This window comes from Pseudoalteromonas sp. B160 (genome assembly GCF_037162485.1).
In the GTDB taxonomy this organism is placed as follows: domain Bacteria; phylum Pseudomonadota; class Gammaproteobacteria; order Enterobacterales; family Alteromonadaceae; genus Pseudoalteromonas; species Pseudoalteromonas rhizosphaerae.
Genome location: NZ_JARLUX010000001.1, coordinates 2,757,305 through 2,775,102, shown reverse-complemented (window position 1 = coordinate 2,775,102; position 17,798 = coordinate 2,757,305). Strand labels below are relative to the sequence as shown.

Genomic DNA, 17,798 nt, shown 5'->3' with positions numbered 1-17,798 from the left:
ACGAAGAACCGCCTGTTTAAATTACAAAACAAGCAACGCAGTAAAATTCCTCACATATATTGCCCGAATTTTAACATCAATCAGGGTCACTATGCGAGTGTAATTATGAAATTTATACGACAGGAGCAGTTATTTAACCTATTAGCCGCATTTGAATAAAATTCAATATAGACCAAAGTGCTATTGCTTGCGAGGTGGGATGGAAATTAATCCGCTAAATAACGATAAAGTAAAATTTATCAATAAAAAAAGTCGCCATAGCGACTTTTCAAATAAACATGGCTGAATTAATCAATCATGTTAGCTATAGCGGCAACTGGATCGACATCTTGTTCATAATCAACAGCATCAATACCAAACCCAAATAAACGTAAAAACTCATTGTGGTAACCCACGTAATCAGTTAATTCGTCTATTGTTTCTGTAGTTACGCTGTCCCACACAGTTTGAATACGCGCTTGTACATCATCTTCCAGCTCTTTGTAGTTTTGGAATAAATGACCGCCGTCATCAAAGCGTGGTGAGTCTCCATAAAGGTTCTCTGTAAATAACGCGTGAATTTGCTCGATCGTGCCTTCATAGGTCCCATCCGCTTTCATTACTTTAAATAGCGCTGAAATATAAAGCGGCATAATAGGAATTGCAGAACTTGCTTGGGTAACCACGGCATTTAATGATGATACATAAGCTTCACCGTTTAATGCTTTAGTTGATTCTTTGATTGCTACGGTTGCGCGATCTAAATCTTCTTTCGCTTTACCAATAGTCGCGTGACCGTAAATTGGCCATGTTAGTTCTTTACCGATATAAGTATAAGCACTGGTTTTAAAGTTATCAGCTAGTACATCAGCCTCTTTTAATGCATCAATCCACATTTCCCAGTCTTCGCCGCCCATCACTTTAATAGTGTTATCAATATCATCTTGGTTTGCAGCTTCTACGGTAATAGCATCAATTTCACGTTTTGAGGTGTTTAAGTTTTTAGTCGTAACTGAGTTACCAATTGGCTTAAGCGTTGATGAGTAAACTTCGCCGGTATTTGGATCAGTTCGACGCGGCGATGCAAGGCTATATATAACTAGGTCTACTTTGCCTAGATCCGCTTTAATTGTATCAATCGCTTTTTGTTTGATTTCGTTAGAGAACGCATCGCCATTAATATTTTTTGACCATAAACCTTCAGCGTCTGCGGCCGCTTGAAATGCAGCAGTATTATACCAACCTGCAGAACCGGTTTTACGCTCAGTACCTTCTTTTTCGAAAAAAATACCTAAAGTTTTAGCACCGCCACCAAATGCAGCAGTAATACGAGATGCAAGGCCATAGCCAGTTGAAGCACCGATAACTAATACATTTTTAGGGGCATTTTTTAATGCGCCTTGTTGTTTTACATAGTTAATTTGTTCTTGTACGTGCTCTGCACAACCTACTGGGTGGGCGTTAGTACAAATGAAACCGCGAATTTTAGGCTTAATGACCATTGATCATCCTATATTTATCTCAATAAAAATTAGCGCTAGTTTAAAGGCTAATTGTAAAAATACAGGTCTGATGAGTTTTGTGTACTCTCAGACCTTGCCGTTAATCTAATTTAGAGCCACCTAAACAAGTCGGTGAGTCAGCAACCTGACCACTTTGCTCTGTAAATTCATCAGGCGTAAAAGTATGGATAGCCAATGCATGAATATGATTCGCTAACTCATCTTTTAGCACTTCATTAATTTGACGATGGCGTTGCAATAAACGTTTACCGCTAAACTCTTCACTTACTACAATCACTTTAAAGTGTGAATCGCTACCACGACTATGCATATGGCTTTCGTTCACCACATTAAGGTGCTTACACGCAATCGCATCAGCTAACTTGCTTTCAATCTGTTGTTGCATTGACATAAAACACTCATATTTTACTGGTTATTTATGTGCTTACTATATCAAGGCCACTACTATAAAGGCCAACAAATATTCATTTTTGAAAAATTGTTCGAAAAGTTAAGTTGATTCGAGGGTGTGCCAAACGTGTTTGTTTAGGAAGCGCATGTAGATATTGTTGCTGGCTAAGTCCATTCATAACCAAGCAACTCCCGCTGTGTAACGTAAGCGAAGTGACTTCCTTGGTTACTTTATGTTTTATTTTAAATACTCGTTCAGCCCCTAATGAAATCGATACAATAATAGGCTCATAGCCAAGTTCTGCTTCATCATCGGCGTGCCAGCCCATGCAATCATTCCCATCACGGTATAAGTTAACTAATAAGGCATTAAATCCAACATCAAATTGTTTATTTAATCGCTGTCGCATGGCATCTAATACATCAGGCCATGGTTCAACATTTAATGTCGAACCAGAATAACCGTAACGTACACCAGCATCAGCAATAAAACATTGCATACGTGGAATGGGGTTCGTTTTCCCAAACACGGTCGTTTTTGGTTGCTGCCAAGTCAGTGAGTCGCGTAAATAGTAGAATAAATCGAGACTTTTTTGCGCACTTAACGCTTTTGCTTGGTAGTAAAAGCCATTTGGTAACATATGGGGGTTGGCCTTTTGCCGTTGCATGTTAGAATTTACCTATCATTTGATTACTGATCACTAACTATTATGACCACGCAAGCACAGTTCGGCGATAAAACATTTACTCTTGAACGTTTTCCATTGGATCAAAAAAACCGTAGCTTACAAGCTTGGGATTCAGCAGACGAGTACCTAATTGACTATGTTACTGAACATTATCCTGATTGTCGCTCTTTGCTGATTTTAAATGATAGTTTTGGAGCCTTGTCTTGTTATTTTAGTAAACAACAATTAACGGTTTGTTCAGTAAACGATTCTTATATTAGCCACCAAGCGGCGGCTTACAACTTAGCAGAAAATAAAATACCAACCACCGCATTTAGCCAGCTAGATAGCTTATCGGCTTTGCCTGAACACGTTGATTTAGTTATCTTAAAAGTGCCACGCACATTGGGCTTCTTGCAATATCAATTATCTGAGCTCAGCGAAGTACTTGCACCTGGCACTCCGGTTATTGGCGCAGCAAAAACCAAAGATGTACATAATTCAACAATTAAAGCTTTCGAGCAATTTATTGGTGAAACTAAAACTAGTTTAGCAGTGAAAAAATCTCGCCTAATTATTAGCCAAGCGGAAGGTGGTTATAAAGCTGCTGATTTTCCTGTTAATTGGCCTCTTGAAGGCACTGATTTTACCATTAGTAATCACGCCAATGTGTTCTCGCGGGATTCTCTGGACATTGGTGCACGGTTCTTTTTTGACTTTTTACCACAAACCAATAAAGCAAAAAGTATTATTGATCTAGGTTGCGGTAATGGTGTGGTGGGTTTGATGACACTCGCACGCTGCCCTAACGCTGAAGTTACCTTTGTGGACGAATCATATATGGCGGTTGAATCAGCACGATTAACTGTAGAGCTCAATATGGAAGATAAGTTTGAGCAATGCCGCTTTATTGAAAATGATTGCTTAACGGGCTTTGAACGTGAAAGTGTCGATGTAGTGTTATGTAATCCGCCTTTTCACCAAGCACAAGCCGTGACAGATCACATTGCATGGCAAATGTTTAAACAAGCCAAAGACACATTAAAAAATGGCGGAGAATTACGTATTATTGGTAACCGCCACCTGGACTACCATGACAAACTAAAACGTATGTTTGGCAATTGTGAATTACTTGGTTCAAATAAAAAGTTTGTAGTATTAAGTGCCACTAAAAATAATGGAATGCTATAGCTATGATGAAATATGTTTTACCTTGTTGTGCTTTATTATCACTGTCGGCTTGCAGTAGTCAGCCTAATCAATTGATCTTAAATCCGCTCTATCAAGGTGGCAAATTAAGCTCAATTAATCAAAGTTTAAGTACCAGTGTTATTGATCTTAGAGGTGACCCAGCAACATTAAAATTAATAACCTCAGACAAAACCCAAACAATTGCCAGCCAAGGCCTTACTGAATCAATTAAAAGTGCCCTTGATAGCGCTCTTAGCCGAAACGGTGCAAGCATTTCAAATCTTGCGACCACTCGTTTTGAAGTTGATATTCATACACTGCAAGCCGTAGTAACTGAAAAAATGATGTCGCATACCAGCAATGCAAAGATTGAATTAGGTGTGCGTGTTATTCGCAGCGATAGTAACTTCAGTAAAATTTACCGTGGTAATGCAAGCCTTGAAGGACCACTAGGTCACGATAGAGCAAAAATTGAAGGACAACTCAATAAGTTGACTGAGCAGTTAATTACCCGGATGGTATCAGACCCTGAATTACTCGCATTTTTAGAAGGTTAACCATGAAACGTCTATTTTTATTATTTATATTAGTGCAACTTAGCCAAACCGCAATGGCAGCGACCGAAGGACGCTTTGTGCAAAAAAACAATATGTTCCCACGAGTTGAAATAACTACCACAATGGGGAAAATCATAGTCGAGATGGATCGCTCAAAAGCCCCTATCACCGTCAATAATTTTTTAACTTATGTGATGGATGGCAGCTATAAAGGCACCGTATTTCATCGTGTTGAACGTGATGTAGAAAACGACCGAGACTTTGTCATTCAAGGCGGTGGCTACGATAAAGAATATGACGGGGTTTATGAAGGCGAACCTATCTTTAATGAAAGCGGTAACGGTTCAAAAAACGATATGTACAGTATCGCCATGGCCTATCAAGATCGTCAACCTCATTCTGGTACTCGTCAGTTTTTCTTTAACATGGACAATAACGACCACCTAAACCCAGGTAAAGACTGGGGCTTTGCCGTGTTCGGTATGGTAATGGAAGGCTACGAAACGCTTGATAAAATCATGCAAGTTGAAACGGGATTTAATGAAAAAATTGGTTATGACTTTGTACCAAAAACCCTGGTTGTTATTTTAAATATAACTGTATTAGAGCCAACCCCACTATAACAATAAAAATAGCGGCCAAACCGCTATTGCCAATGAAGGCGTTATGACTAAAAGCTTGTCGGTATCAGAATATTTTTCGTACTTTAAAGATAAACGACTTATAAATGTGTTTATTTTTGGTATGAGCAGCGGTTTTCCTTGGGTCCTCATAGGCTCCGTGATGTCTGCGTGGCTAAAAGATGAAGGCCTCAGTCGCAGCATGATTGGCTTATTTGGCATTGTATTTGGTGCTTACAGCATTAATTTTTTATGGTCACCCTTAGTCGATAGAATAAAACTGCCGTTGCTATATAACTGGCTAGGCCAGCGCCGTAGTTGGATACTATTTTGCCAATGCTTTATTTTGCTAGGAGTTATTTTACTGGCAGGATTAGATATCACCGCGCATTTAGCCATCGCAGCTGCGTTGTGCTTATTAATTGCTATCGCCTCAGCGACTCAAGATATTGCTATTGATGCTTTTCGTATCGATACCCTCAGTGAAAACGAAAGCCACAAAGCAACCGCCGCAGCAGCAATGGCTACTTCTGGTTGGTGGAGCGGTTATGCTCTGCTAGGTGCTATTCCGTTTTATATGGCAGATATGCCAAGCATTGACTGGCCACAAGTGTATTACTTTTTAGCTATTGTGATGTTATTACTTATGAGTTGTGTATTTTGGGCAAAAGAACCTGAATCTAACCGCGAAGTTGTACATGCAGAGCTAGAACGTATTTATCGGCAAAAGCTGGCGCTTGGTAAGCAAACACAATTAACTAAAGTTGCAGCATGGTTGGCTGTTACTGTACTTGATCCTTTTAAAACATTCTTCGCGCGTAATGGCGTGAAGACTGCACTTGCGCTGCTCGCTTTTATCTTTTTATTTAAAATTGGTGAAGCATTTCTGGCCCGTATGTCGATTGTGTTTTATAAAGAAGTCGGCTTTTCAAACACTCAAATAGCAAACTATTCAAAGCTCGGCACGGGGCTTATCACCATTGTGTTCGCATTTTTAGGCAGTATTTTTAATCACAAGTACGGCATCGTTAAAGGTTTGTTTATTAGCGGTGTGGCAATGGCTGCTTCTAACTTAATGTTTTCTTGGATCGCTCTCGCAGGCCCGCAAGAACACTTGTACGCAATGGCAATTGTCGTCGATGGCTTTACTCAAGCATGGTCATTAGTTGCTATGGTAGCATTTATATCTATGCTATGTGATCGCGCTTTTAGCGCAACACATTATGCTTTATTAGCGTCATTGGGAAATTTAGGACGAACCTTACTTTCAAGTTATAGCGGTGTGGTGATTGATGATTGGTTAGGTGGAAATTGGTCGTTATTTTTTATTTTGACTGCCCTGATGGTAATACCATCACTCATATTCTTATATCTTATTCGGCATAAATTGTATGAATTAGAAAATAGTTATCACGGTAGGAATTAATAAGGGAAAGAAATCATTTCACATCAATGAGAGCGCTTCCCTGCGCTTACAAAAAGAAACTAAATATTAGTCTTCTTTTAATAAGCCTAAACCTTCATACGGGTCGACTTCTAATGCATCACAATAACGTAAAAATTCAATTACGTCTAAACGGCGCTCTTGGTTTTCAATTTTGCCAATAAATGAATGTGGTGTACCAAGTACTTGAGCAAGACTTCGCATTGTGTGACCTTTCTCGTGACGCTTAGTTTTAAGCCACTTGGTTAGTTTTGAGTTTTCTTCAGAAGAAACTGTTTTACCCATCATAAAAAACATCTCCTACTAGATGATTTAAAGTTAATTAATTAAGAGTGAAATTTGCCCGTCTCACTCTTGGATACATTATATACTATTCAGACTCATGTGAAATAACTAATTTCAGCTGAGTCCCCATTTAAGGAATCAGCTATTATAGATGAGCAGCTTTATTGTCAAAGTCACAACAAAACGCGCGTTCTATAATTAGTTCCTTTTTAATGTAACAAATAATTAATTTAAATAAACCTTTTTTATGATTAATTATTTTTGACTTATAAATTAAATAGTTACATTATTAACTGTCCCTTTATTGTTAGGAGCAAGCGTTTATGTTCAGATTATTGTTTTTACTACCCATTATCCTCTGCTTAGTTTGGTATTTTTTTCTTAAAGCAAATGGCGTTCCGATCAAACAAGGTAAGAAAGGCTTTATATATATTTTAGCGTTTTCTGCAATAGTGTTAGGTTTTTTTATTCTAATGCTCCAAGTCACTCACCCTACATAAATGAGTGACTTAGCCTAAAGCAAGCCAATTTGACGTTCAATTAGCATCTATAAACAAGAAATAACGGCTAAAGCCACATAAGGTACAAAGCTCAGGCCACCAGCAACAGCATCTATTAATGACAATAATCTAGAAGTATTAACTCTGAATAATTGTATGAACTCACGTAAGTATTTTAATCTTGCTACGCGGATCTAGACCTTGTTTTTAAGGAGGATTATTGAGTGGGGAATACTTCAGTAAGCTGTTCAGCTACTTTTTGCCCGCGTTAAAAATCATTACGAAATCGGTTTCATTTAATGAAATAATAGCTACGCAGTAATTTTAGATAATAAGATGTCTTAGGTAATAAAAAAGCCGCTAGCTGCGGCTTTAATCAATTGCTTTAAACGCTGAAACTAGCGCCACACCCGCAGGTGGTAGTTGCATTGGGATTGGAAACAAAAAAGCGTGCGCCTTCAAGTCCTTCGGTGTAATCCACCTCACCATCAACTAAATATTGAATACTCATTGGGTCAACCACTAAGGTTACGCCATTTTTTACAATTTCTAAATCGCCTGGGTTTGCTTTTTCATCAAAAGTAAAACCATATTGGAAACCTGAACAACCTCCGCCTGTTACATAAACACGCAGCTTTAGATCTGGATTTTCTTCTTCGTCGATTAACTGTTTAACGCGAACAGCAGCTGCATCGCTGAACTTAATGGGTAATTCTTCTGACATACCATAACCCTCTATACCTACATTGTTTTGATTATCTAATACCCGAGTGTTTTAATCAAGTATAGCGTTTACTTACTAAGCTTTGACGCTATATGCACATTTAAAATCTCATACCAATTAAGCCTGACAACAGAATAATGGCAACGAGCACAATCAGCAGAAAAAGCGCGGTTTTAATTTACTACTTTAATACTTTTTTGGTATCAAAATGGGTAGCTATAGATGGCATAGCCCCATACGGTAGTAAATATACTTAACGATATAAATACTGCTGCTGAGCCAAGGTCTTTCGCTCGACCAATGAGTATATTGTGATCTAGCGTAACTGCATCAGCAAGCGCTTCAACAGCCGAGTTGATTATTTCGGCAAATAAAATGAACACTAAGCTACTGATCAATAAAAACAAATGACTTATCGAAGATGACAAGATGATAGCAAATGGTAGTAATATTATAGCCATTACAAACTCCTGCCTAAATGCTGATTCATATTGCCATGCAGCTATAAACCCCTTATAAGAGCAATGTGTGGCTTTAATAATTCGATTGATCCCTTTACCATTAGGCTTATTTACACTACTGATTACGTTTTTCATCGTTATTCCTAATTATAGTTAAAATGAATTTAAAGACTTTGTTTTACTTGCACCCGCCACTGCCAACTATCAACATTAGGGCCCATCGTAAGAGGTTTAATAATATCCATATGAACGACATTGCCTTCACTTGAATGAGATGAAAACAACCTTGCACCAATACCGATACTCTGTAAGGTTGTATCATTACTATTAATTGCTGGTGTTTGCCCCCACGCCTTACCGCTATCGACAAATGCTGCCCATGCAACATTCACCAACTGATATAACTCCCAATGGGGGTTATAACGCAGCTCGGCGCTTGCTGACCATAAATGCTCACCATGTTGATATTGCTCTGCATAACCACGAACTCCGGTGTCTCCACCTAAAGCAAGCGGTATATCAAGATATTGATTTTTTTCTGCTTGCCATTGCGCTTTAAAGTAACCGGCCCAACGAGGTGTTAGGTATTGATACAATTCAAACTCTGCTGCTACTTGTTGGTGATCAGGTTGCTCCCTCTGCCAATAAGCTTTGTAATTTGTAGAAAACAGCATTAGCGTGTTTTGCCATTGCATACCTTTGGATAAAATATTTTCAAGGTGAACACCTTGGCTTTCATCAGTATTTAATGAGCTAATATCTACACCTATTTTGCTTATTAACTGCCAGCCTAAATTAATATCCTCACGATGATCGATAAAGCGAATGTTAGAGAAAATCTGATAATCTGCTTGGCTATATTCCAAACCTATCCAAGGGAAGGTGAACCTTCTATCTGAAGGTAATTCGGCTAATATCGCGCTATCCAAACTTGTAAAACGATGTAACTCTTTGTTGATCCCTAAATGCATTCGCACCGCTCCTAATTGATGCTGAGTTATTAAATGCCCGAAAGCTAAAGTAGACTGCTCAACTTCATGAGAGAATTGCCATGCAAGCTCACCATTTTGATAAATACTGTCACGACGATTTTCTTTGAGTATTGACGCCAAATGTTGCTGCTTAGATGATTGCTGATAAAAGGGCTTTGAATAAGCAAGGTAGGTTTTTTGTCCATCATCATTATCAGCAAATTCAAGTTCAACAGTTGATTGTTTAGGAAAACTAAGCGGCATACTAAAAGCAACTTGATAGCCTGATCGCAGGTGGTCTTTTTTATATTGCACACCTGCATGAACCCCTAAGCCTAAGAAATTATCTTCTTTAAAACCAAAAGCATATTTATTATTGCCGGCACGACGACCAAAACTAATATAAGGTACTAGTGACCAAGTATCCCACGTTTCAACTTTAAGCTCATTTTCTTGCTGACTCTCGCAATCCTCAATCAAGCTAACTCGACTTTTACGCAAAAACGAATACTGATTAAGTATGCGCTCAGTCTCAGCAAACTGCGCTCTAGAAATAACGTCAGCCTGAGCAAAAGGAAGTAGCTTTTCCACAACATGCTGTTGGGTATTAATATGTAACCAGTTAGCTAAACTGTGCAGATATAAGCTGTCTGGTTGACTCTCATCAAATACAGGATGGCTAATAAGTGTGAGCTTATCTATCGTAACAGACTCTTCACTATCAGCTTTTGACGCGCACTCAACTTCCTGACCACTTACAGTAAAGCTATTAATAAAAAACGCTATAAAGCTGGCTTTAATTCCTTGATTGATTAGCTTTTTAAATCGAGAGCTTAGCTCACTACCTATATTAAACTCACCATGGTGCAACTGTTGAGACAATTTTATAGTGTTCATTTATCGTCCCCCTTCGGCTTTAGATAAAAAAGAGGCGGGGTTACTTTAAACTCATCAGCAATGTTGGTATTAACTTCAAAAAAGGTCAGTAGAGTATTCGCAATGGTGTCATGTGAATAAGCGTCATCCTGATGTGCTTTAGTTTTTTCAATATCAATATAAGGAGCTGAAAACCAAGAAATAATAGGGACATGTGTTTGTGCATCGGGCGCAAAAGCATAAGGCATACCATGTAAATAAAGCCCGTTTTCACCAAGTGACTCACCATGATCACTGACATACAGCATAGCGGTGTTATATTGCACAGAATTGGCTTGCAGAAGCTTGATCACTTCAGCCAAAAAATAATCTGTATAGCGGATTGCATTGTCATATGCATTAATTATTTCGTGCTGACTGCACTCTGATAACTCTGCTGATTGGCAAGCAGGTGTAAAAAACTCAAACTCGTTCGGGTAACGTTTAGAATAAGCAGGCCCGTGATTACCCATTTGGTGTAAAACAATAACGGTGTCTTGGGTGTGTTGATCAACGTATTGCTGTAAATTAACCAACATGCCAACGTCACGGCATTCCACATCACATACTGTATTAACCTCTGAACTGCGATAGCTTTGATACATCAGCCTATCGGCAACACCCTTTGAGCTAGAGTTGTTGTCACGCCAGCTTACTCTCACTGAACTTGCAGCGAGTACATCAAGAACGTTTTGAGTATACTTAGCTTTGCTCACAGTAAAATCATCACGACCAAAAAATGAAAACATACAAGGCACAGACACTGCTGTTGACGTACCGCAGGAACTCACTTGGCTAAAATTAATGAGTCCCGCTTGCTTTGACATATTTGGCGTAGTGTCGCGTGAATAACCATTTAAACTGAGGTGGTCAGCCCTTACTGCTTCACCGACCACTAAAATCATTAATTTAGGTTTTCGCGTGCTGCTACTTTTAGTTATCTGTGTCGTGAGGTTGATAAACTGTTTCGAGTTTAGTGATGCGGTTTGTTCTGCTAAATAATCGAATACCGAGTAAATTGGATATAAAGGATTAGTGTAATAACGAAGCTCTTTATGTAGACGAAAAAAACTCGGTGTATTGCGCACTAAACGGCGCGATAAGTATGGGGATCAACACCATAATCATGGTAATACTGATAGCCTGTTGACGCAGTCGTTGTAACCAAGTGATATTTTTCACTTGTATAAATAACAATAAAGCCGCGGGTAAAATAGCCATAAATATAACTCGACTGAACAATCCTAAATTAATTATTTCTTGTGCTTCAGCGAGGTTGGTTTCAGCAACATTTTGGATCATCGTTTTGTCAATCAGCACCCCTAATACAACGCCATAATAATCAACCATTGCAGCAATCAATAGCATCACAAACACCACGACTTTGGTGGGTAGTAAAATATTAAGAACAAACATCACGAAAAGAATAAGACTCAAAAGCAACAGACTTAACGAGATAATAAAACTCAAGTTTTCTTGCCAAGCATATAAAGCGTTGAGTTTGTCAAAGAACACTGTATTTGCCATTAAAACGATAAATACTGAGCAGCTGAGTAATAAAGTAAAGAGGAGATAATACGTTGCTCTTTAGCTTTCCCCATGGTTTCATTTAGTGAATAAAACTTTGATAATAAATAAGTAAATGTAATTTTTTGCATCTTGTTTTTAGCCCATTCCATTGTTAGGAAATAGCTTAACCTGATGAAAAAATCAGAGCTGTATGAAGATGTTGTAACATGTACGGATGTGCGTTCAAAACTTTTAGAATGTAGCTTTATGTACAAATTTGTTGCGGTAATTTATGAGGAATAATTAACTTTGATTACGACACTCTGATACAACATCTTCTTTGCAAAGTATGCCAAAATGATGAAACTTTAAGAAAGGAAACGCCATATGTGAATTAAATAACCTGAACTTTGGTTAAGATACTTGCTAATAAATTGATTTAAAATGAATATTTTTATTCTTCAGCCGGAAGTTCTCAGGGAGAACAAGGCGAATTTACGCGTAAATAGCTCGCCCATTGTAAGTAAATTCACGCAGTTAGCGTTGAAAATAGCTGCTGATGATAGATTTATTATCCGAAGCTCAGGTTCAGTACTTAGCAGCGATGAGTTTTTAAGTCTAATCAGTGTGATGCTCGCTTAAAAACCACCTTAAACTTAGCTCCACCTAACACTTCTGATTGACTAATAGACACTTTGCCACCATGCCATGCGGCAACTCTAACAACAATAGCTAACCCCATTCCATAACCTTGTTGAACGGTGTCGCTTTCACCTCTGGTAAACGGTTTAAATACGTGTTCGCGCATTTCTTTTGAAATGCCTGGGCCATCGTCTTCAATACACATGCTCACACTATTACATGTTTGCTGTGTTGTTATCCGCACGTGCTTAGCTGCATATTGCTGTGCATTTGAAAGTAGATTATTAATTAACATTGCTAAATAATTCTCATCACCATCAATGATTATATTTTCCTTGGCTAATTTGGCTATATCCATTGCAACCGAACAAGCATCACTTGAAGTAAGGTTACGCACAGCTGATTTTATCAAAGCATTTAAGTTTAGAGGCATGCGTTTAACTTTAATCATTTTCTGCTCTAAACTGGCGTAATTAAGTAAAACGGCAACGAGATTTTCCATTTCTTGAATATCTCGACTCAAATGACGGACATACTTTTCTTTGTTTTTTGGGTTATTCGTCTCGCCAAGGGCTTCAATACCAAAGCGCAATCGAGCTAATGGAGTTCGTAAATCATGTGACACCGCGTTACTTAATAATTTGTTATCCTTAATTAGAGTATTTATCTGCTCCGCCATAAAATTAAACTCATTTTCAATATCAATTATATAAGACGAATTTGAAATATTAATACGAGCGGAGAAATCACCTTCACCAAAGCGTTTTGCCGTATTTCTTAGTAGCTGTAATCGTTTAATTAAAGGGCCAAGCCAAATAAAGGCACACAGTAAAACCCCCAAATAAAATATGGTTGTTAAAATAATTTGTAGCGCGAGATTATCTTGTTGCTTGCCTTGCTGTGGGATACTGAGCGTCAATACTTGTTGCTGAGTTTGTAATAGCTTATTTACGGTGATCAACTCAGCAGATTCAAGAACCAGAGGATGGCCCTGACTGAAACTATCTCGCAAACTAATAGGTAAAGGAAATTCAGATATGGGCGTTAGTGTTAGTTGTTGCTGGTTTTGCTGTTGCCAGGCGCTTACAAATTGTGCAAGATTACCCGTTTCTTCAAGCGTATTTGCTAATGAGTTAATTATTTGCCTATAAGGGCTAAATTCATCCGTGTTTTTTTATGCTGATACTCGTTAAAAAAACTATCTAAACCCCAGCCTAAAAATATAATTGCAGAGAGTATTACGACGACTAATGAGACGATCAGCTTCTTCACATTAGGACCAAGCGTCTGCTACAAATAAATACCCTTTACCCCACACAGTTTTGATCCTGCATGGGTTATTAGCATCATCACCAAGCTTTTTCTTAATCTAGATACAATAATATCAACACGGCGATCAAACCCGTCATAATCAATACCACTGAGTTGATTAAACAACTCCGCACGGCTAACAACTTGACCTGCAGATTGCGCTAGATACCAAAGTAAATCAAATTCGTTAGATGAAATTGCAACAGGCTGATCGTGTAGCCTAGTAGCACGAGAATTAGCATCAATACTCAACTTACCAATTTGTATATGATTTTCGGTTAGATTTGCAGTGTTATGATGGGTTTTTAAGCGTCGTAACAAAGCTTTAATTCGAGATAGCAATACCCTTGGTTTCACCGGTTTTGTTACATAATCATCAGCCCCTAATTCTAACCCCAAAACTTCGTCCATTTCATCATCACGGGCAGTCATCATTAAAATAGGCCCATGATAAAAGTTACGTACTTCTTTGCATACATCAAAACCATCTTTTACAGGCAACATAATATCTAACACAACAAGTTCTGGAATATCGCTTTTGATTAATTCAACCGCCATATCCCCCCGATTAACTAAAGTAACCAAATAACCATGTTCAGTTAAGTAATCACTAAACCATTCGGCCAAAGACATATCGTCTTCAACTAACATTATATGCTGAGGATTTATCTGTTCGATCAAAATAACTTCCACCTTGATTTAGGCCGTTTAGAGGATTCAAATACCCATGACACTGTAATAATAACCGTAGCGATATTGTTATTCTGTTTACTTTTTCGAAGCGCGTAGTGACGAGTTGAATCTGATTGAAAATCAAAACTGAATTCAGCATTGTTGACTTGCGTCCAACATTCTACGTTACGCAACTCAGACAGCTCGACTAAGCAATAATCGCCAAGCTCTTCTTGATGCCATTTAAAAGTAACCTGCTGATAACACGTTTGCCCTTTTCGCAGTGCAACACAACGCTTAGGTGTAACAAGTAATTCGTTTTCTTTGCGCGAATGGTTCGCTGCGTATGCACTACTCATTGCCAACTGAAACAGAAAAAATAAGCCCAAGTAAATAATAAGTTTACTCTGTAAGCTTGTTTGATTAGTTAGCGTCATTGTTTATCCACTTAAAATACATAACTAATGCTTGAACTTATACCAGTATAAAAGTCTTGTTGCTTACTAAATAGCGGGCTTTCGTTGTAACCGAATTCCGAACCAAAGAAAACTTCTGCACGCAGCAATACGTTTTCTGAAATAGGATAAGTTAAGCCTATTGATGAATCAAAATTGAGGGAGGATTTGCCGTCATATGCTGCAAAATTAGTCCTTGCAGCTTCTTCTTCTGAAACGCCATAATAATAGTCATTAAGCTTGGCTTGGCGAAACGACAGCGCGAAAATGCTATGAAAGTTCAAATTTCTTATTTGCCAGTTGCGACCAATGAGAGCAGAGGCTACAGCACCGCCATTTCTGCTCGTTAAACCTTGTTTAAGAGTCAATTGCACAACATTTTCACCAATGTAGCCCGTTAATCGACCTCCGATCATAGTGTTCACATCCCGCTCTTCTATACCTTCAAAATTAACTTGGTTTTCTTTTTTTCTTAACCCTGAGCCTGGTCCTGTTAAAATAACATCGAATGACCAGTTTTCTCTATTGTATGCGGTGTAGCCAAAAACAAGTGAATCAGGCGCTTGGTTGGCAAAATCGACAAAAAAGTTATGCCAATTATAACTTCCGATGAGTGTGATACCGATATCAAGATCTTCTTTATCATCAACATTAATAATTGAACGATTAAAAGCATTTAGTCCTAAACCGACTTCAAAAAAATTTTCAGGCTCACTGCTTTTATCGATATTTAAACCAATCTCTCTTGTTAAGTCTGCGGCATAACTAAAAGACGAAAAACAAAATAATAAAATAACGACTAGTAGGTGTTTGAGCGGTGAATACATTTACGCCGACTTCCTTATTGATTAATCACCCATCCATTATATTCTTTGATACCTAAAAAAACGTATCAAGATGCTGAGTATGTAACAAAATGTAGACTCTAAGATTACATTAGCTAAAATAAAAGTACCTAAATAATAAACAACCTAGTTAATCTAATCAATTTAAAAAATTGCTTAAGTACAATTGATAAACCTAAATTAAGCTAATAAGAAGTTTTGCTAGGAAGATGGCGGTGCAGCTATAACTGATCGATAGAGCTGCGACCTAACTTTTACTTTTAATATGACCTGTAAAATATTTTCTTTCATTACTAATATCGGGCCTCTAGTCATCACTCGGCCCACTAATTTAACCAAGAGTAAATCCTTGGTTATGTGTAGATAATTCTAAAATCAAAAGGACTTACTGTCACACTTTTGATAAACTGCCCGCTGAAATAGGTGGCGAGGAAATATGCATGTGGCTTGAAACGCTTAGGCGTCGCTTGGCAAAGCCAAAAACATCGGTGCAATTGTGCTTACTCGGCGTAAGTGCTGGACTCATTGCGGCGTTTTTGATCATTCTATTTCGCTTAACTATTCTATTTTTCCAAGGTTTGTTCCTTGAAAATCCTGACGATTTTACTACCTTACCGCCTCTTGAGCGGGTTTTAATGCCTATTATTGCTGCCTTTTTAATTGCGCTATTTGCTGCTTTGACTGGTTTTAAACATTATCGATTAGGTATTCCCTTTGTTATTCACCGTATTAAACGCCATTACGGGCAAATGCCGTTATACAACACGGTAAATCAATTTGTCGGTGGTGCACTGGCATTGATCAGTGGTTTCTCGGTTGGCCGTGAAGGGCCATCTGTACATATGGGCGCAACCGGTGCAAGTTTGCTGGCCGATAAATTACATTTGCCTCATAACGCCATGCGGACACTCAGCGGTTGCGGGGTTGCAGCTGGTATTGCCGCATCATTTAATACACCACTTGCAGCTGTTATTTTTGTGATGGAAGTGGTGCTTAGGGAATACAAAGTACATATATTTGTGCCAATAATGCTCGCTGCAGTCACTGGTGCACTGGCGACGCAGTTTGTATTTGGTGACGCATCAGAATTAGCACTGATCACAGTGACGGCATTAAGTGGCTGGCACTATCCATTTTTAATCCTGTTTGGTATGGCTTTGGGCGCGGTTGCTTATGCTTTTAACCAAAATCTAATGTTGATCATTCGTACCTTCAAACCTTTGAGTATGTTTCCACGTTTATTGCTGGCAGGTCTGATTGCTGGCGGCATTGCTTATATGGTGCCACAAGCGATGGGTTCTGGTATGAGTGCAATAACTTTGGCCGTAGAAAGCCCTGATGATGTGCAACTATTAACCACTATTTTAATTGCTAAATTACTGGCGACATTATTTGCCATTGGCTTGGGTATTCCTGGCGGGATCATTGGCCCAGTGATTGGTTTAGGCGTACTGATGGGCACTTTAATGGCCTTTTTTGCACAATTTATTAGTCCTGGCGTTGATATCTCTGGTACTTATAGCGTCTTAGGCATGGCAGGCTTATTAGCTGCCACCTTACATGCTCCACTGGCTGCTTTAACTACGGTAATGGAGTTAACCTCAAGTCCTGAAATAATCGTGCCGGCCATGTTAGTTATCTCAGCGGCATACGTCACCGCATTACAAGTATTTGGCAATCGGTCGATATTTTTACAGCAGCTCGACTTTCAAGGTTTAGCCTATCATGTCTCCCCTGCCACCGAAGCACTGCAAAAAGTCGGGGTGATGGACGAGATGGATGAAAACTTCAAACTACTCTATTCAGATGATAAAGAACAAATAGAAAGCACCTTAAATGCTGTTGATAGCCAAACCCCATTAATTGTTTATGATCCTGAAAATGGTTATCGCCTTGCAGAATATGATTTAAGTTTAATGTCAGATCAAAATATTTCGATCAACTACATCAGCTTGCAAGGGATCAGCAGTCAAGCCACTTTGGCCGATGTGTTTGATGTATTAAAAGATAAGCGCAGCGGAGCTGTGTATATTTATAACTTACTCGATAATCAACAAATTATGGGAATAATGCGCTGGGATCAGATCCGCCACATTCTTACCATACGTAATAGCTTACTGTAACTAACAATAAGAG

17 protein-coding genes and 1 pseudogene are annotated in these 17,798 nt (G+C 38.5%); 5 read left to right on the top strand and 13 right to left on the bottom strand.

The annotated features are described in order from the left end of the window. Positions 1-287: 287 nt before the first annotated feature. From fabV to P4S61_RS12865, 3 genes are all read right to left on the bottom strand, one after another. Complete coding sequence (gene fabV, locus P4S61_RS12875; protein ID WP_145241317.1) at positions 288-1,481, bottom strand: enoyl-ACP reductase FabV; 1,194 nt, start codon at positions 1,479-1,481, stop codon at positions 288-290. A 100-nt stretch (positions 1,482-1,581) separates the two neighbouring features. Then, positions 1,582-1,893: a BolA family protein gene (locus P4S61_RS12870; protein WP_145241315.1), complete on the bottom strand. Its 312-nt coding sequence runs from the start codon at positions 1,891-1,893 to the stop codon at positions 1,582-1,584. A 73-nt stretch (positions 1,894-1,966) separates the two neighbouring features. Further along, a complete protein-coding gene (locus P4S61_RS12865) occupies positions 1,967-2,560 on the bottom strand; it encodes an alpha-ketoglutarate-dependent dioxygenase AlkB family protein (protein ID WP_145241313.1) in 594 nt (197 codons plus the stop codon). A gap of 42 nt (positions 2,561-2,602) precedes the next feature. On the opposite strand from P4S61_RS12865, the gene P4S61_RS12860 reads away from it, so the two are divergent. Genes P4S61_RS12860 through P4S61_RS12845 form a run of 4 tightly spaced genes read left to right on the top strand, consistent with a single transcriptional unit; the run spans position 2,603 to position 6,354 of the window. Next, positions 2,603-3,751, top strand: a complete 1,149-nt coding sequence (locus P4S61_RS12860) for a methyltransferase (RefSeq protein ID WP_145241311.1) — start codon at positions 2,603-2,605, stop codon at positions 3,749-3,751. Positions 3,752-3,753: 2 nt separating this feature from the next. After that, positions 3,754-4,308 (top strand): YajG family lipoprotein, encoded by a 555-nt coding sequence (locus tag P4S61_RS12855; protein ID WP_182731490.1) that lies wholly within the window; start codon positions 3,754-3,756, stop codon positions 4,306-4,308. 2 nt (positions 4,309-4,310) lie between these two features. Then, a complete protein-coding gene (locus P4S61_RS12850) occupies positions 4,311-4,931 on the top strand; it encodes a peptidylprolyl isomerase (RefSeq protein WP_337118371.1) in 621 nt (206 codons plus the stop codon). A 43-nt stretch (positions 4,932-4,974) separates the two neighbouring features. Continuing rightward, positions 4,975-6,354: an AmpG family muropeptide MFS transporter gene (locus P4S61_RS12845; protein WP_145241306.1), complete on the top strand. Its 1,380-nt coding sequence runs from the start codon at positions 4,975-4,977 to the stop codon at positions 6,352-6,354. Positions 6,355-6,420: 66 nt separating this feature from the next. Here P4S61_RS12845 and P4S61_RS12840 read toward each other — a convergent pair whose 3' ends face one another. From P4S61_RS12840 to P4S61_RS12795, 10 genes and pseudogenes are all read right to left on the bottom strand, one after another. Further along, the gene (locus P4S61_RS12840) at positions 6,421-6,660 is read right to left on the bottom strand and encodes a helix-turn-helix domain-containing protein (RefSeq protein ID WP_016708680.1); all 240 of its coding nucleotides are present in this window, start codon (positions 6,658-6,660) and stop codon (positions 6,421-6,423) included. An 882-nt stretch (positions 6,661-7,542) separates the two neighbouring features. Then, positions 7,543-7,881: an iron-sulfur cluster insertion protein ErpA gene (erpA, locus tag P4S61_RS12835; protein ID WP_058560150.1), complete on the bottom strand. Its 339-nt coding sequence runs from the start codon at positions 7,879-7,881 to the stop codon at positions 7,543-7,545. Positions 7,882-8,084: 203 nt separating this feature from the next. Next, positions 8,085-8,477: a diacylglycerol kinase gene (locus tag P4S61_RS12830; RefSeq protein ID WP_145241304.1), complete on the bottom strand. Its 393-nt coding sequence runs from the start codon at positions 8,475-8,477 to the stop codon at positions 8,085-8,087. A 29-nt stretch (positions 8,478-8,506) separates the two neighbouring features. Beyond that, the gene (locus P4S61_RS12825) at positions 8,507-10,210 is read right to left on the bottom strand and encodes a ShlB/FhaC/HecB family hemolysin secretion/activation protein (protein WP_145241302.1); all 1,704 of its coding nucleotides are present in this window, start codon (positions 10,208-10,210) and stop codon (positions 8,507-8,509) included. Continuing rightward, on the bottom strand, positions 10,207-11,316 hold the full coding sequence (locus P4S61_RS12820) for a phosphoethanolamine transferase (protein WP_337118370.1): 1,110 nt from the start codon (positions 11,314-11,316) through the stop codon (positions 10,207-10,209). Before P4S61_RS12820 ends, P4S61_RS12825 begins: the two co-directional genes overlap by 4 nt. After that, positions 11,282-11,743 (bottom strand): DUF1705 domain-containing protein, encoded by a 462-nt coding sequence (locus P4S61_RS12815; protein WP_337118369.1) that lies wholly within the window; start codon positions 11,741-11,743, stop codon positions 11,282-11,284. Before P4S61_RS12815 ends, P4S61_RS12820 begins: the two co-directional genes overlap by 35 nt. Positions 11,744-12,359: 616 nt before the next feature. Then, on the bottom strand, positions 12,360-13,391 hold the full coding sequence (locus P4S61_RS12810; protein WP_337118368.1) for an ATP-binding protein: 1,032 nt from the start codon (positions 13,389-13,391) through the stop codon (positions 12,360-12,362). Between the two features lie 261 nt (positions 13,392-13,652). Next, positions 13,653-14,341 (bottom strand): annotated as a pseudogene (locus tag P4S61_RS12805) (response regulator). A gap of 26 nt (positions 14,342-14,367) precedes the next feature. Then, a complete protein-coding gene (locus tag P4S61_RS12800; RefSeq protein WP_259398234.1) occupies positions 14,368-14,799 on the bottom strand; it encodes a DUF3019 domain-containing protein in 432 nt (143 codons plus the stop codon). Between the two features lie 11 nt (positions 14,800-14,810). Then, on the bottom strand, positions 14,811-15,644 hold the full coding sequence (locus tag P4S61_RS12795) for a MipA/OmpV family protein (RefSeq protein WP_145241294.1): 834 nt from the start codon (positions 15,642-15,644) through the stop codon (positions 14,811-14,813). Between the two features lie 458 nt (positions 15,645-16,102). Here P4S61_RS12795 and P4S61_RS12790 point away from each other — a divergent pair, with 458 nt between their 5' ends. Further along, positions 16,103-17,785 carry a chloride channel protein gene (locus P4S61_RS12790; RefSeq protein WP_145241292.1) on the top strand — a complete coding sequence of 561 codons (1,683 nt, stop codon included), beginning with the start codon at positions 16,103-16,105 and terminating at the stop codon, positions 17,783-17,785. The last annotated feature ends 13 nt before the right edge of the window (positions 17,786-17,798 follow it).